This is a genomic window from Limnohabitans sp. (assembly GCF_046052825.1).
Lineage (GTDB): Bacteria > Pseudomonadota > Gammaproteobacteria > Burkholderiales > Burkholderiaceae_C > Limnohabitans.
This window is the reverse complement of the sequence record NZ_JAVLFP010000028.1, coordinates 70,222-84,977: the sequence shown is the minus strand read 5'-3', so window position 1 is coordinate 84,977 and position 14,756 is coordinate 70,222. Positions and strand designations below refer to the sequence as shown.

Below are 14,756 nucleotides of genomic sequence, written 5' to 3'. Positions count from 1 at the left end.
AGCGAATCACGCCACCTGCAACGCCAGCACACCTGTGGCCGTGTTGGAAATGGGGATGTGGTAGTTCTGATGCACCGTCGATACGGTTTGGCCCAAGGCACCGCGCATGGCCAACCAATTCAAAAGCTCAATGCCTTGGGTTCCGACTTTTTCCACCAACTCATGGATGCTGAACTGCGTCGCCCATTCTGGGTTGTGCTTCAAACTCTCCAAGAACTCCAAATCAAACGCCTTGTTGATGTGACCGGCACGCTCACCATCGAGCTGATGGCTCAAGCCACCCGTGCCCAGCACCACCACATTCAAATCACTGTCCCAGCTGCGAATGGCGTCCCCCACAGCTTGACCAAGCTTGTAGCAACGCTTGGCCGAGGGCAGCGGAAACTGCACGGTGTTGATGCAAACGGGTACCGTCAGCACCGGGCACACGTCGTCAGGCCAAAACAACTTCAAGGGCAACGTGAAGGCGTGGTCCACCAGCATTTCTTGGCAGGTGACCACATCAAACTCTTTCTCAACCAAGTGGTTGATGATGTGCCATGACAAGTCGGGCGCACCTTTGAACGGTGGCAAGGTGGGAATGCCCCAGCCTTCATCGGCGTTGTTGTAATGCGCCGCTGCACCCACCGCAAAGGTGGGCATCTTGTCGAGGAAAAAGTTCAAGCCGTGGTCGTTGTAGAACACCACCGCCACATCGGGCTTGGTTTTGCCCAGCCATTCACGAATGGGAGGAAAACCATCAAAAAATGGTTTCCAGTACGGGTCTTGCTGCAAGCCTTTGGCAATGGCGCCGCCAATCGAAGGAATATGTGAGGTGGCGAGGCCGCCAACGATGTGTGCCATGGTGTGTGCTCCTGTGTGTTTATGAGTTGGCCGCTGCGCGCAGCTTGGCTTTGAATTCTTCTTTGCTCATGCCTGTTTGTGCGGCGCCCAGGTCTTGCACATCCAAACCCAAAATACCGGCAAATTTGGCCAGGTAGTACACATTGCCACCTGCGGCTATCAACCCCAGCACATGGCGTGTGCGAATGGCATCGGCTTGTTGCGCATTCAAGCCGTAGTGGCGCATGTAGGCCTCTTCGTTGGCCTTGAAGGCATGACGGTTGTCCGCACTGTTGAAAGAAAAACACATCTTGTTGAGTGCATAGCCTTTTTGGGCTTGCTCGCCGTCAAACAAGGTGGTGCCTGGAATGGGCGTATGGGCGGTTTGCATGGAGTCTCCTGAAACACAAAGCGTGTGTATGGATCCAAGTATGTGGCGCTCTACCCATAAAATAAACAGCGCAAAGCTCATCTATCCCATGAAAAAATTTGATCATTTAGATTTGGACGGCCATTTGCTCACACTCTTGAGCACCGTCATCGAACAAGGCTCGGTCACCCGAGCTGCCCTCACCCTGGGTGTCACCCAGTCGGCGGTCAGCCATCAACTGGATCGTTTGCGCGCCATCGTGGGCGACAGCTTGTTTGTCAAATCTGGGCGGGGCATCGTGCCGACCGCGCGCGCCGAGGCCTTGGCCCAGCAAGCCCAAAACCTGCTGACCCAGATGCAAGGGTTTGTGCATGTCGGTGCTTTTGAACCTGCGCGTCTGAGCCAATGCTTCACCATTGCGGCCAATGACATGCAGCGCGATTTGCTGCTACCGGGTTTGTTGAACCGCCTGCGCGCCCAAGCACCGGGGGTCACGTTGCGGGTGCTGGCCTCGGACATTCCCAGCGCGGACATGCTGCGTGACCAAGAGTGCCAATTGGTCATCAGCCCACGGCCGCCCGACGCCACCGACATCAAACACAAGCGAATGTTCAGCGACAGCTACCGGGTGTTTTACGACCCGCAAGTTCGCAAAGCGCCCCGCTCCCTCAAAGCCTATGAGGCCGCAGAACACGTGAGCGTGGTTTACCAACCCAAACGGGCACTGGACATCGACGACGTGCTGCGCCAACGCGGCATACAGCGACACTTTGCCGTCACCCTCAGCAGCTTTGCAGGCATAGCAGCCTTTGTGCGCGGCACGCACCGTTTGACCACCCTGCCCGGCTTGTTGCGTGAAGGCTTGCTGCATGGCTTGGCCGATGCGGCATTGCCGTTTGTGACCCCACAGATGCCGATGTATGCCATTTGGCACTTGCGGCACCAAGACGATCCGGTCCACGCTTGGCTGCGGGCACAACTGTTTGCTTCGGCCTGAGGCCACAAAGCTCACCCCCCTGACAGCACAGGATCAAGCCGGCAATGCCCAATGGGCCAGCATCGCTGGGCGCTGGCTGTAGCTGGCATACCAAGCAGCGACGTGTGGGTAGCGCTCGCGCCAGTTCAATTCTGGAAACCGCAAGTCCAGGTACCACAACGCACAACCAATGGTGAGGCTGCCAATGTCGACCCGATTCGCCAAGGTCTGGGGTGCAACTTCGAGCGCTTGCAACGATGTGTCGATCTTGTCGAGTTGACCTGCACGCCAATCCGCCCACTTCAACGCCTCAGGACGTGCCACATCTTCGTAGCGGGCCAGCAGCGCCGCATCCAACATGCCATCGCCCAAGGACTGCAAGGTCAGTGACGTCCAGCGCTCAGGTCCTGCGGCAGGGAAAAAACGGCCTTGCCCCAAGTCGTTGAGGTATTCACAAATCACCCGGCTGTCATACAACACGTGTCCGTCGTCGGTGAAGAACGTGGGGACTTTGCCCAAAGGATTGGCCGCAATGATGTTGCGATCGCGGTTGACCGGATGGGCGCTGGATGGCAGCAAGGTGATCTGCGCATCCAATCCCAACTCCATGGCCATGACCATGCATTTGCGCACATAGGGTGAGGTAGGAGAAAACAAAATTTTCATGGAGGAACTCTTTTCTTCAGTGTGAATCTCGGGCCAAATGGCGCGCCGCCAACCAGCCAAAGGTCAAAGCAGGCCCCAAGGTGATGCCTGGCGCTGGGTATTCTCCACCCATCACAGAATGCATGTCATTGCCTGCTGCGTACAAACCCACAATTGGCTGGTCTTGCGCATTCAATGCCTGCCCATGCTCGTTGCAACGAATGCCCACGGCCGTGCCGATGTCACCGGCATAAACCTTGACCGCATAAAACGGCCCCGACTGGACCGAACCAAGACAAGGGTTGGGTTGGTGATTGGCATCACCCAAATAGCGGTTGTACGCAGTGCTGCCTTTGCCAAAGTCATCGTCTTGGCCTATGTTGGCCCATTGGTTGAATCGACTGGCCGTTCGCTGCAAGCTGGGACCATCCAAACCCAGTTGCGCAGCCAGCGCCTCGAGTGTGTCAGCTTTGTGCAGATAGCCTGCACGCACCAGATGCTCGCGAGGACGACCACCCGGCAATGCCAAGCCCATGCCCCAGCGCTCGATGAAGGGTGCATCGCATATGAGAAAGGCAGGCAGCGTGGGCACCTTCTCATGCGAACGGTACATGGCATTGACAAATTCATGGTACGAAGTCGACTCGTTGACGAATCTTTCAGCTGCGCCGTTGACTGCCATCAGCCCAGGCTTGGCACGATCCCAAACCAAATGGGGATAGCGCAACTCAGTGCCATCGGCACGCTTCAAAATCGACACAGGCGCCCAAAATGCCGGACTCACATGGCCTGAACCCAAAGTACCACCCACCGCACAAGCTTGCGCAATGCCATCGCCGCTGTTGCCTTGCGGTGACATCGACCATGGCCCCGTTGGCTGTGGGTACAAGCTTTGACGCAACGCATCGCTCCACGGAAACCCTCCCGTGGCCATGACCACACCACGACGCGAGCGCACTGTCACTGGCTGGCCCGCGCGCATCACGGTCACACCATCCACCCGATGTCCATCCAGATGCAGCTGTTGCAGCGGTACATTGAGCCAATATGGGATTTTCAAATCAAGTGCCGTTTTGAACAAACGTGCAGCCAGGGCATTTCCAAGCACCAATCGTGTGCCACGGTGAAAACCGCGCAAGCGGTCGACCACGTAACGCAACACCAATTTCACGCCTTCGCGCAAAGAAGTGAACGACTGGGTGACTGCCAGCAAATGCTTGGCATCGGTCATGGTGATCATCATGCCGCCCAACACCATGAACTCAGCAAGAGGATCACGCAAATGCTTGAAATGTTCACCAAGCAAGCGTCCATCGAACATCAAGGGATCCAAGGATCGTCCCCCCAGCGCAGCGCCCTCTCGGTCAGGGTAATAGTCTGGTGAATAAGTTCGGGCCAACAGCTTGACGTCGGTGTATTGGTCAAACCAAGCCACCATCTCAGGGGCCGCCTTCAGAAAAGCATGTTGCATATGCGCTGGTGCCGCATCCCCCACAACTTGGCGCATATAGGTCCACACTTGGTCCGCACTGTCGGGGTGTCCAACAGCCGCTGTTTGGGCATTCATTGGGGCCCAAACCGCGCCGCCCGATACTGCGGTTGAACCGCCTATACGGTCAGTTTTTTCAACCACCAGCACCTTCAGGCCGGCATGCGCTGCAGTGATGGCCGCAGACAAACCACCAGCGCCCGAGCCGACAACGACCACATCCACTTCCTCATCCCAGGTCATGCTTGTCATGCGCCACTGCCTCCTAAAGATTTACCGCCATCCAAAAACAACACTTGTCCGGTGATGAAACTCGTCTGCGGACTCACCAAAAACGACACTGTGTGTGCAATGTCTTGGGGCAACCCGGCTTTGCCCGTGGGTTGCAGAGCCAGTTGTTGGGCCATGCGGTCTGGTGTAAGCGCACGCAGCAAAGGCGTATCAATCAAGCCTGGTGCAATCGCATTGACCAAAATGCCACGCGGTGCCAACTCCATGGCGCTGGCGCGGGTGTAGCCCACGACGGCAGCCTTGGAGGCCACATAGTGCGGATGATTTTTAGCCCCCAGATAAGCACGCGAGGCAATGTTGACAATGCGCCCACCGTCGGGCATGCGCTTGGCTACCTCTTGGGTCAAGGTCGCAACCGCAATCAAGTTGACCTCATAGGCCCGACGAAAATCTGCATTGGTGACTTCTAAGAATTTGCGTTCGTCAAAAATTCCAGCGTTGTTGACCAAGGCATTGATTGGCGGCAAGGCACTGACCAAGCCACGCACCGCAGCCTCATCGGTCAAATCCAACACCTGGCACACGACATCCAAGCCCAAGCCTTGAAGTCGGTGCGTTTCTTTGGTAGCCAGTGCTGCATCGCGGTCGACCATCACCACATGGAAGCCGTCACGCGCCAGCCGCTCAACCGTCGCCAGGCCCATACCACTGGCACCACCCGTGACCAAGGCAAGACGTTTGTTCATATTGGTTATTCCTTATCTGAAACTCAATTGGCGCGTCAGGCCGATAAAAAACCACCGTCCACGGGCAACACCACGCCATTGACGTAGCTGGCCATCTCGGAAGCAAGAAAAATAATGGGCCCGACCACCTCTTCGGGTTGACCGCCTCGCGCCATCGGGGCGCGTTGCATGAACCAATCGGTGCCGCCCGGCACCGCCAATTGCGGCTTGACCATGTCGGTCAACATCAGCCCGGGCGCTACCGCATTCACCCTGACACCAAAGGGTGCCAAGTCACGAGCCAATGCTTGGGTCAACGAGCGCACTGCGCCTTTGGACGCCACATAACCCGCAGAAGAAATTCCACTGACAAATGCAACGATGGATGACAAGTTGATGATGCTTCCCCGTGTTTTTTTGAGCGCAGGAATGAAGGCATGGGTCACATTGAAGAGCCCCTCCAAATTCACATTCAAAATTCGGTCCCACAGCTCTGGCGCGTCGGGATCATCGACTTTGCCTTTACCCGATATGCCCGCATTGTTAACCAACACATCAATGGAGCCGATGCGTTGGCTAAGGTCTTGTGCCCAGCGCTGGGTAACCTCACGTTGGGTCACATCCAAGGTCTCGCAGTAGGCCACACCGCCTTCAGCCTCCACCTGCGCAGCCACGTGCTGCGCACGTGCAGGGTCAATATCAGCCACGATCACGCGAGCGCCTTCACGTGCAAAACCCAAGGCAATCGCCGTTCCCAGGCCGCCACCGGCGCCAGTGACCAACACCAATTTGTTGTTCATCAATCCCATGACTTACCTCGTTATTTCCGTGACTGACGCTCAAACGCCCAAATAAGCACGGCGCACTGCCGGGTCATCCATCAATTGTTTGGCAGGACCTTGCAGGCTGACCTCGCCGTTTTCCAGGATGTAGGCATGCGAAGCCAGACTCAAGGCCAACCGCACATCTTGCTCAACCAGCAAGATCGTCAAGCCTTGCTCACGGTTAAGGCGCAAGATGGTTTCAAAAATTTGCGCCACCAACAGCGGTGACAAGCCCATCGAAGGCTCATCAAACATGATCAAGCGAGGTCGCCCCATCAACGCACGCCCAATGGCGAGCATCTGCTGCTCCCCCCCTGACAAGGTCGAAGCCTTTTGGTCAGAGCGCTCTTTCAAACGAGGAAACAAAGTGAACACTTTGTCAAAATCTGCAGCCATTTCACGGCGATGATGTTGAAGAAAAGCGCCCAACTCCAAGTTTTCTTGCACGCTCATTTCTTTGAAGACTTCTCGCCCCTCGGGCACTTGCACCAAGCCCATGCGCACGATGTCGTCGGAGCGCAAGGTGTGAATGGGCTGGCCATCAAACAGCACCTCACCGTGGCTGGGGTTGATCAACTTTGAAATGGCATTGAGCGTGGTACTTTTCCCTGCGCCGTTGCTTCCCAGCAGCGCAACGATCCCACCTTCTGGCACCACCAGAGACACTTTCAACAAAGCCTGAATCGCGCCATACGAAGCACTCAACGATCGGACTTCCAACAAATTTTTAGGCACGCGTCGCTCCTTTGCCCAGATAGGCCTCAATGACCTGCGGGTTGTCGCGCACTTCCTTGGGTGTCCCTTCGGCAATTTTTTCGCCAAAGGACATCACCGTGATGCAGTCTGAAATGGACATCACCAACTGCATCACATGTTCGACCAACAGCACCGTGATGCCATCGCGCTGTGACAACTCGGTCAACAAACGGTCCAAGTTTTCGATGTCCCGGTTACGTAAACCTGCCGCGGGCTCATCGAGCAGCAACAAGCGTGGCTTAAGGGCCAAGGCCCGGGCGATTTCAAGTAATTTTTGATGGCCAAAATCCAACTCATTGGCGCGTGTGTCACGGTCGTGGCTTAAACCCACACGCTCAATCAAACTGTCCACCCATTCACGAGTCTGAGCACTGGGACGGCTGAACAATCGAGCCAAGGTGTTGGCACTGTGGGCATGACAACCCAACAGCACGTTCTCATACACACTGAGCTCACCGAACAACTCCAAATTTTGGAAGGTGCGTGCCACCCCCACACCCGCCATGCGGTCGGGATGCCAATGCGTGATGTTTTGACCATCCAACACAATGCAACCTTCGGTGGGTTGGTAGTAACGGGAAATGCAATTAAAGGTCGTTGACTTGCCTGCACCATTCGGGCCAATCAAGGCATGGATGCTCCCTTGCTGAACCTGAAAAGAAAGTTTGTTGACCGCCGTCAAACCGCCAAAGCGCACCGTGATGCCCTGAATATCCAAGAAAGAGGTGACTGTACTCATGCAGATTCTCCATGCAGCACAGGTCGAGCCGCGCGCTGAGAGCGGTCTGCAAACAGCCCCTTGGGCTTGAACATCATGAACCCCATCAAAATTGCGCCGTAAATAATCTCTTGGACCGACAAGGCCTGACGCAACAACTCAGAAATCAAGCCAAAGGCAAGGGCCCCAGCAACCGCACCGCGCACAGAACCAATGCCCCCCACCACGACCATGGTCAAAACCAAGATCGTGGTCTGAAAACCCAAACTCTCTGGGTGAATGAACGAGGTGAACAAGGTATACATTCCCCCCGCAATTCCGGCAAACGCGGCAGACAGCGCAAATGCTGTTTGCTTCATGCGCTTGACGTTCACGCCCATGGCCATGGCCGCCACATCGCTCTCACGCACCGCGCGCAAAGCCGAGCCGTATTGCGAACGTGCCAGAGCCACCGTGATCCACAACATGAGCGCCGTCAAAGCCACCACAAAGGGATAAGCCTGCACATCGTTGGTCAATTGATAGCCCCAAAGTTGCGCGGGCTGCATGCGCATGCCATTCGAGCCTCCCGTCACAGGTTCCCAGTTCAAAAACACCCACTGCATAGCCTCGCCAAAAGCAAACGTCGCCAAGGCCAGATAAATATCGCGCATGCGCAAAGCCAGCAAACCAATCACATAACCCAACATCGCCGACACCACACCGCCAGCCAGGATGGACAACAAGAAAGGTGGATGCCAGGTGGTGTTGATCAAACCTGCGGTGTAAATGCCAATGCCATAAAACGCAGCATGCGACAACGCAAACTGCCCTGCTTCACCGATCACCACATGCATCCCCAAGGCTAGAACCACAAACACCATCAACAGGTTCACCACATACAGAACATAGCCCGAAGCAACGAACGGCAAAGCCAACAGCAACGCAGCCCCCAAGGCCAAGGCCCAATGGTCAAGAGAGAAGGGTTTCATACTTTTTTCACCTGTGGCTGACCGCCCAACAAACCTTGAGGACGTACGATCAAGGTGACCAAAATGGCGAGAAATGGAGCCACCACAATGGCATTGGTGGAAACAAAAAGTCCCACCAAGTTCTCCACAATGCCAATGATCAATCCACCCAGCACCGCACCAGGCAGACTGGTGAAGCCGCCCACAATCGCGGCGGCATAGGCCAAGATGGCGATGTGGGCAATTTCTGGCGTGACCAACACCTTTGGCGTGATCAACAAAGCGGCCAGAGCCGAAATCAAGCCTGACATGGCCCACACCAACATGCGCACATGAGACAAACGAATACCCACAATTTGCGCTGCACGCGGATTCATGCCCACAGCGCGCATCGCCTTGCCAATTCGGGTGTGGGTGAACATCACATAGATCAAGCCCATCACCAACAAAGCCACGAGGAAAATCGCCACGTCCAACTTCGTCAGTACGGCGTCTCCTATCAAGATCGCATCGGTCGGCACCAAGGCTGGTAATGAACGCGGCGTATCACCTAGCCCTGTTTGACGCACCGCACCCTTGAGCGCATAAGCCAAACCCAGCGTGGCAATCACCAACTGAACCCCCACGCCTTTTGAGCCGGTCACCCGCTCCATCACCACCCGCTGAAACAGCGCGCCGCCAAAGGCCATGCCGATCAAAGTCAGGGGAATGACCAAGGCATATGAAAAACCAAAGATCAACAACAAAGTCAAGGCGATGTAGCCACCCATCATGAAAATTTCGCCTTGCGCGAAATTGGGTACATCGGTGGTCTTGAAGACCGACACGATCGCCAAGGCCAGCAAGGCATACACACTGCCCGTCACCAAACCGGACAGCACGCCCTGCTGAAGGAACAACCAAATATCGCTGTAGCTCATAGTGAGACAGCATCTACCTCAGGGTCGATGCTGCATTCTCCTCATCCGTCGTTATTTAGGTTGGTAGGTCCACAAGCTGCGGTAAGAGCCTGGCACCACATTCATCGCATCACCGTCGAACTTGAGGTAAATGGCCGACTTCTGCGCTGCATGGTCCACCGCAGTCATTTCAATCGGACCGGCCATCACACCTGAATCAAACTTGGTTTGTGACAAAGCCGTCAATACCTTCTCACGGGTTGGATTGGGACCAGCCGCCTTCAATGCATTCACCACCGCCATGGCGGAAGGAATGCCGTAAGGCATATAAGTTTGGGGATGCCCAGGCTTGGCCGCCAATTCAGGGTACGCCGCCTTGTACATGTCATAGACCCACTTGAGCTTAGGTCCGCCCGCCACGTCCAGCATCACCTCTTGCAGATAGACGTTCTTGAAGGCCTCTTTGTTGCCCACGTTCTCGACCAATTGCTTGAGGTCGGCTGTGCCATTGACTGCAATCACAATCGGCTTGTTCCATCCCAACTCATGCGCCTTTTTGACCAACAAGCTCACAGGACGCGCGTAGGTGGTGATCAACAGCACATCCGGATTGGCTGCACGGATCTTGAGCATGGGTGCGGTCACATCGGTCAAGGTCGGGTTGATGGATTGAACTTGCAAATCCACACCCAAATTCTTGGCCTGGAAGTCTGCGGCCTCTAAGTTCCAACTGCCGTAAGCATCATCATGGTTGATGTAGCCAATCTTTTTGCCCTTGAGGTGCTCGGCAGCAAACTGAACCATCGAGCCACCGACTGCACGTTGGGAAATTGAAAACGCACCATAGATGTATTTAGATGGGGGATAGAGGGCACCATCACCCGAAGCGTTGAGCATCACATAAGGAATCTGCGAGCGTTCGACATACTCACGAGCGCCCACCACAGCAGCTGAGCAAGAACCTCCATTCAGCATGAACACCTTGTCTTGCTCAGTGAGTTTTTTGACGGCGGCCAACAAGTCGTTGGCACTGCAACGGTCATCTTCAATCACCAAGTCAATCTTTCGGCCATGCACGCCGCCTTCTTTGTTGACCTTGTCGTAGTACATCTTTGCGGCGTTGAGCACGTCAAAACCATAGGCCATCGCGTTACCTGACAGCGGGGCAAACACACCAATCTTGATGGTTTTGTCGGTCAAGCCAGGTTCACTCTGTGCCCAAACGGCACTCATAGAGAAAAGGCTGGCAGCCATCATTGCCACATATTTTTTTTGAAGTATCACTTGAAGTCTCCTTGGGGCTGGGTGAAAAAATGAAGCAATCATCAAGCCGACGTCACGGCATCTTGTTTTTCGAATCCGGGGCGAGGCACCAAACCCAACCAAGCCTGGGTCAAGCCACCATCGACCAAGACTTCTTGACCGCTGATGTAACTGGCGCGATCACTGGCTAAGAAGAGCACCGATTCTGCAATGTCCTTTGGGGTGCTGATGCGTCCTGCCGGCACCATGTCTTCGCGTTGGCGAAGCACTGTTGGATTGAGGTAAATCCCCTCGCTCATGGGTGTTCGAATCATGGCCGGACTCACCACATTGCTGCGAATGTGATGCTCTCCGAGCTCAACGGCGAGCAATTGCGAGAGCATCTTCACACCTGCTTTGCTCACACTGTAGGCACCACTGAAGGGTTGAGGAATGCTTGCGGAGATAGAAGCGATGTGCACCATCGCCCCTCGCCCCTTGGCGCGCATCTGGCGACCAAACAACTGAGCACACAACAAGTAGCCCGATAGGTTGACCGACAGCAATTGGTTCCACTTGGACAATTCAATGTCCATCAGGGCATCTGGGTACAAGGCCCCTGCGTTGTTGACCAGCACCTCGCAGGGTCCCCAGGACGCTTGTACGAGATGGGCTGCAGAAACTAGGCTGGCCTGATCGGTGACATCGCATGCAATGCCCTGCACCTGCGCACCGGGTAACTGCAAAGCTTGTATGGCTTGATTCAACAGCAAGGCATCGCGGTCCAACATCGCCACACGAGCCCCCATAGACAACAGCTGCCGAGTCACTTCTGTCCCAATACCTCCGGCAGCACCTGTGACCACGCAGACGCGTCCAGCTAGGCCAAGCCAATCTTGCACGGCACCCACGGAGAGAGAGTCTTTAGATGTCACCTGAGAGGTCACGGCGTTCGTCTTTGATGAATGCATGCCCGGAATTATGTATACCGAGAATCCCATTGACCCCGGAGAAAACCCTTAATTCATCTATTTACTTGCCAACATGTATACTTGAATTCAGTTTTATTCGTAAAAACCTCCTCCATGAAAACCTTGGCGCAAGACGTGACAGACACTTTGCGGGACGCGATTTTGCATGGGCAATTCAAGCCAGGAACACGCATTGAGGAAATCCCATTGGCTGAGCAAATGGGCGTGTCACGAACCCCCGTGCGAGCCGCTTTAGGCACTTTGGTCAACGAGGGTTTGATTGATCACCAACCCAAACGGGGATATGTCATCCGTGCGTTTGCAATCGAAGACATCGTGGCAGCCTATGAAGTGAGATCGGTTCTAGAAGGCTTGGCTTGTCGCAGCGCTGCAGCAAAGGGGCTGAGCGCATCGCAAGCGCATCGTCTAGAAACCAGCTTAGCGCAAGGCGACCACATCTTGTCTGCGGGGCTACTCAAGCCCGAGGACCACGAGCCTTACCAAAAAATCAACGTCAACATCCATGAAACGTTGCTCGAGGCATCCGGAAATGCCTGGGTTTCACGTTTTGCAGTTCAAGCCCACCACATCCCCTTTGCCTCTGATCGAATCATTTTGTGGGACGACCATGCGGTAATTCTGCGATCGCATGGCGACCACCACAGAATAGTCGAGGCCATTCAAACACGTGACTGTGCTAGATCAGAGCAATTGATGCGTGAGCATGTGCTTTATGCCGGCATCATTTTGAAAAAGAACTATGAGCGCCTGATTGACAACGGTGACGCCGAATCGGCACTGATCTTCGCGCCAGATGGCAATAGCCGAAGCAACACCAGCACATAAAAAAGCCACCGCAAACCAAGTCAGCGGTGGCTGGGTACGACCACAGTCGCGTTCAGCGTCAGAAAGCGCTCAAAGCTGCGTTCAAAGTGGCACTGGGTCGCATGATCTCAGAGACCTTCTTGGTGTCCAACAAGTAATACCCGCCGATGTCCACAGGCTTGCCTTGAACCGCTTGCAACTCGGCCAAGATCTTGGCCTCGTTGTCGCTCAGTGTCTTGGCCAAAGGTGCGAACTTGGCTTGCAAGTCTTTGTCTTCGGTTTGTGCAGCCAACTCTTGGGCCCAATACATGGCCAAGTAGAACTGGCTGCCACGGTTGTCCAACTGACCCGTCTTGGGGGATGGGTTCTTGCTGTTGTCCAACAGCTTGCCGGTGGCGGCGTCCAGTGCTTTGGCCAAAATTTTGGCTTTGTCGTTGTGGGTTTTGATGCCCAACTCTTCCAAGCTGGCGGCCAAGGCCAAGAACTCGCCCAACGAGTCCCAACGCAGGTGGTTTTCTTCCACCAACTGCTTGACGTGTTTGGGGGCAGAGCCACCAGCGCCTGTTTCGTACATGCCGCCACCGGCCATCAAAGGCACGATGGACAACATCTTGGCGCTGGTGCCCAGCTCCATGATGGGGAACAAGTCGGTCAGGTAATCACGCAAGATGTTGCCGGTCACCGAGATGGTGTCCATGCCGCGCACAACGCGCTCCAAGGTGTAGCGCATGGCGCGCACTTGTGACAGGTGCTGAATGTCCAAACCAGTGGTGTCGTGGTCTTTGAGGTACAGCTCCACTTTTTTGATCAACTCGGCTTCGTGAGGGCGGTAGGGGTCGAGCCAGAACACCGCAGGCGTACCAGAGTTGCGTGCGCGCGTCACCGCCAATTTGACCCAATCACGGATCGGTGCGTCTTTGACCTGGCACATGCGCCAGATGTCACCCTCTTCGACGTTTTGCGTCAACAGCACTTCGCCGGTGGCGATGTCCACAATGCGGGCTTCACCGGCTTCTGGCACTTCGAAGGTTTTGTCGTGGGAGCCATATTCTTCGGCTTGTTGCGCCATCAAGCCCACGTTGGGCACGGTGCCCATGGTGATGGGGTCAAAGTTGCCGTTGGTTTTGCAGAAGTTGATGACTTCTTGGTAAATACGCGCAAAGGTACTTTCTGGAATCAAGGCCTTGGTGTCCTTGGGCTTGCCGTTGGCGTCCCACATCTTGCCGCCGATACGGATCATGGCGGGCATGGACGCGTCCACGATCACGTCGTTGGGCGCATGCAGGTTGGAGATGCCTTTGGCTGAATCGACCATCGCCAGTTCAGGGCGGTGCTCGTGGCAAGCGTGCAGATCGCGGATGACTTCATCATGCAAAGACGCTGGCAAGGTGTCTAACTTTTCATAGAGGTTGACCAAGCCGTTGTTCACATTGACGCCCAGCTCATCAAACAGCTTGCCGTGCTTTTCAAACGCTTCTTTGTAGAAGATGCGCACAGCATGGCCAAAAACGATGGGGTGAGACACCTTCATCATGGTGGCTTTGACGTGCAAGGACAGCATCATGCCGGTCTTGCGCGCGTCTTCGAATTGCTCTTCGTAAAAATCGCACAGCGCTTTTTTACTCATGTACATGCTGTCGATGATCTCGCCAGCCAGCAACGAGACTTTGGGCTTGAGCACAATGGTTTTGCCGCTGGCAGTGACCAGGTCCATCTTCACGTCACGGGCTTTGTCGAGGGTCATCGACTTTTCACCGTGGTAGAAATCGCCGTGCTTCATGTGCGCCACGTGGGTGCGCGAAGCCATGCTCCACTCACCCATGCTGTGTGGGTTTTTGCGGGCAAAGTTTTTCACAGCCAAAGGTGCACGACGGTCAGAGTTGCCTTCACGCAGCACGGGGTTCACGGCGCTGCCCAAACACTTGGAATAGCGCGCACGAATGGCTTTGTCGGCATCGGTCTTTGGATCTTCTGGGAAGTTGGGCAAGTGGTAGCCCTTGCCTTGCAGCTCTTTGATGACCGAGATCAACTGGGGCACCGAGGCGCTGATGTTGGGCAACTTGATGATGTTGGTGTCGGGCAACAAGGTCAGACGGCCCAATTCGGCCAAGTTATCGGGCACTTTTTGTGCCTCGGTCAAGAACTCAGGAAACTCGCCCAACACACGAGCTGCCACAGAAATATCGCTCTCAGCCACTTCAATGCCAGCGGGTGCAGCAAAGCTGCGAACAATCGGCAAAAAGGAGTAAGTGGCCAACAAAGGGGCTTCGTCGGTCAGGGTGTAAATAATTTTGGATTTGTCAGCAGCCATGG

General features: G+C 55.2%; 15 protein-coding genes. 2 read left to right on the top strand and 13 right to left on the bottom strand.

Annotated features, from left to right (window positions below):
• Window positions 1-6 precede the first annotated feature (6 nt).
• Both ACKWJN_RS04315 and ACKWJN_RS04310 read right to left on the bottom strand, forming a co-directional pair.
• Window positions 7-843: a class III extradiol dioxygenase family protein gene (locus tag ACKWJN_RS04315; RefSeq protein ID WP_408594858.1), complete on the bottom strand. Its 837-nt coding sequence runs from the start codon at window positions 841-843 to the stop codon at window positions 7-9.
• 19 nt (window positions 844-862) lie between these two features.
• The gene (locus ACKWJN_RS04310; RefSeq protein ID WP_408594856.1) at window positions 863-1,213 is read right to left on the bottom strand and encodes a protocatechuate 4,5-dioxygenase subunit alpha; all 351 of its coding nucleotides are present in this window, start codon (window positions 1,211-1,213) and stop codon (window positions 863-865) included.
• A gap of 88 nt (window positions 1,214-1,301) precedes the next feature.
• Here ACKWJN_RS04310 and ACKWJN_RS04305 point away from each other — a divergent pair, with 88 nt between their 5' ends.
• Window positions 1,302-2,189 (top strand): LysR family transcriptional regulator, encoded by an 888-nt coding sequence (locus ACKWJN_RS04305; RefSeq protein ID WP_408594854.1) that lies wholly within the window; start codon window positions 1,302-1,304, stop codon window positions 2,187-2,189.
• A 33-nt stretch (window positions 2,190-2,222) separates the two neighbouring features.
• Here ACKWJN_RS04305 and ACKWJN_RS04300 read toward each other — a convergent pair whose 3' ends face one another.
• From ACKWJN_RS04300 to ACKWJN_RS04255, 10 genes are all read right to left on the bottom strand, one after another.
• On the bottom strand, window positions 2,223-2,834 hold the full coding sequence (locus ACKWJN_RS04300) for a glutathione S-transferase (RefSeq protein ID WP_408594852.1): 612 nt from the start codon (window positions 2,832-2,834) through the stop codon (window positions 2,223-2,225).
• 16 nt (window positions 2,835-2,850) lie between these two features.
• Window positions 2,851-4,554 (bottom strand): FAD-dependent oxidoreductase, encoded by a 1,704-nt coding sequence (locus ACKWJN_RS04295; RefSeq protein WP_408594850.1) that lies wholly within the window; start codon window positions 4,552-4,554, stop codon window positions 2,851-2,853.
• The gene (locus ACKWJN_RS04290; RefSeq protein WP_408594848.1) at window positions 4,551-5,279 is read right to left on the bottom strand and encodes an SDR family NAD(P)-dependent oxidoreductase; all 729 of its coding nucleotides are present in this window, start codon (window positions 5,277-5,279) and stop codon (window positions 4,551-4,553) included. Before ACKWJN_RS04290 ends, ACKWJN_RS04295 begins: the two co-directional genes overlap by 4 nt.
• A gap of 35 nt (window positions 5,280-5,314) precedes the next feature.
• Complete coding sequence (locus ACKWJN_RS04285; RefSeq protein ID WP_408594846.1) at window positions 5,315-6,067, bottom strand: SDR family NAD(P)-dependent oxidoreductase; 753 nt, start codon at window positions 6,065-6,067, stop codon at window positions 5,315-5,317.
• Between the two features lie 30 nt (window positions 6,068-6,097).
• Window positions 6,098-6,817, bottom strand: a complete 720-nt coding sequence (locus tag ACKWJN_RS04280; RefSeq protein ID WP_408594844.1) for an ABC transporter ATP-binding protein — start codon at window positions 6,815-6,817, stop codon at window positions 6,098-6,100.
• Complete coding sequence (locus tag ACKWJN_RS04275) at window positions 6,810-7,577, bottom strand: ABC transporter ATP-binding protein (RefSeq protein ID WP_408594842.1); 768 nt, start codon at window positions 7,575-7,577, stop codon at window positions 6,810-6,812. The genes ACKWJN_RS04280 and ACKWJN_RS04275 overlap by 8 nt, the downstream gene beginning before the upstream one ends.
• Window positions 7,574-8,527 carry a branched-chain amino acid ABC transporter permease gene (locus ACKWJN_RS04270; RefSeq protein ID WP_408594840.1) on the bottom strand — a complete coding sequence of 318 codons (954 nt, stop codon included), beginning with the start codon at window positions 8,525-8,527 and terminating at the stop codon, window positions 7,574-7,576. The genes ACKWJN_RS04275 and ACKWJN_RS04270 overlap by 4 nt, the downstream gene beginning before the upstream one ends.
• A complete protein-coding gene (locus ACKWJN_RS04265) occupies window positions 8,524-9,426 on the bottom strand; it encodes a branched-chain amino acid ABC transporter permease (protein ID WP_408594838.1) in 903 nt (300 codons plus the stop codon). Before ACKWJN_RS04265 ends, ACKWJN_RS04270 begins: the two co-directional genes overlap by 4 nt.
• 51 nt (window positions 9,427-9,477) lie before the next feature.
• Complete coding sequence (locus ACKWJN_RS04260) at window positions 9,478-10,638, bottom strand: ABC transporter substrate-binding protein (protein WP_408594836.1); 1,161 nt, start codon at window positions 10,636-10,638, stop codon at window positions 9,478-9,480.
• Between the two features lie 92 nt (window positions 10,639-10,730).
• Complete coding sequence (locus tag ACKWJN_RS04255; RefSeq protein WP_408594834.1) at window positions 10,731-11,582, bottom strand: SDR family NAD(P)-dependent oxidoreductase; 852 nt, start codon at window positions 11,580-11,582, stop codon at window positions 10,731-10,733.
• 150 nt (window positions 11,583-11,732) lie between these two features.
• Here ACKWJN_RS04255 and ACKWJN_RS04250 point away from each other — a divergent pair, with 150 nt between their 5' ends.
• Window positions 11,733-12,464 carry a GntR family transcriptional regulator gene (locus ACKWJN_RS04250; protein ID WP_408594832.1) on the top strand — a complete coding sequence of 244 codons (732 nt, stop codon included), beginning with the start codon at window positions 11,733-11,735 and terminating at the stop codon, window positions 12,462-12,464.
• A 58-nt stretch (window positions 12,465-12,522) separates the two neighbouring features.
• Here the strand turns inward: ACKWJN_RS04250 and ACKWJN_RS04245 are convergent, their stop codons facing one another.
• The gene (locus ACKWJN_RS04245) at window positions 12,523-14,754 is read right to left on the bottom strand and encodes an NADP-dependent isocitrate dehydrogenase (protein ID WP_408594830.1); all 2,232 of its coding nucleotides are present in this window, start codon (window positions 14,752-14,754) and stop codon (window positions 12,523-12,525) included.
• Between the last annotated feature and the right edge of the window lie 2 nt (window positions 14,755-14,756).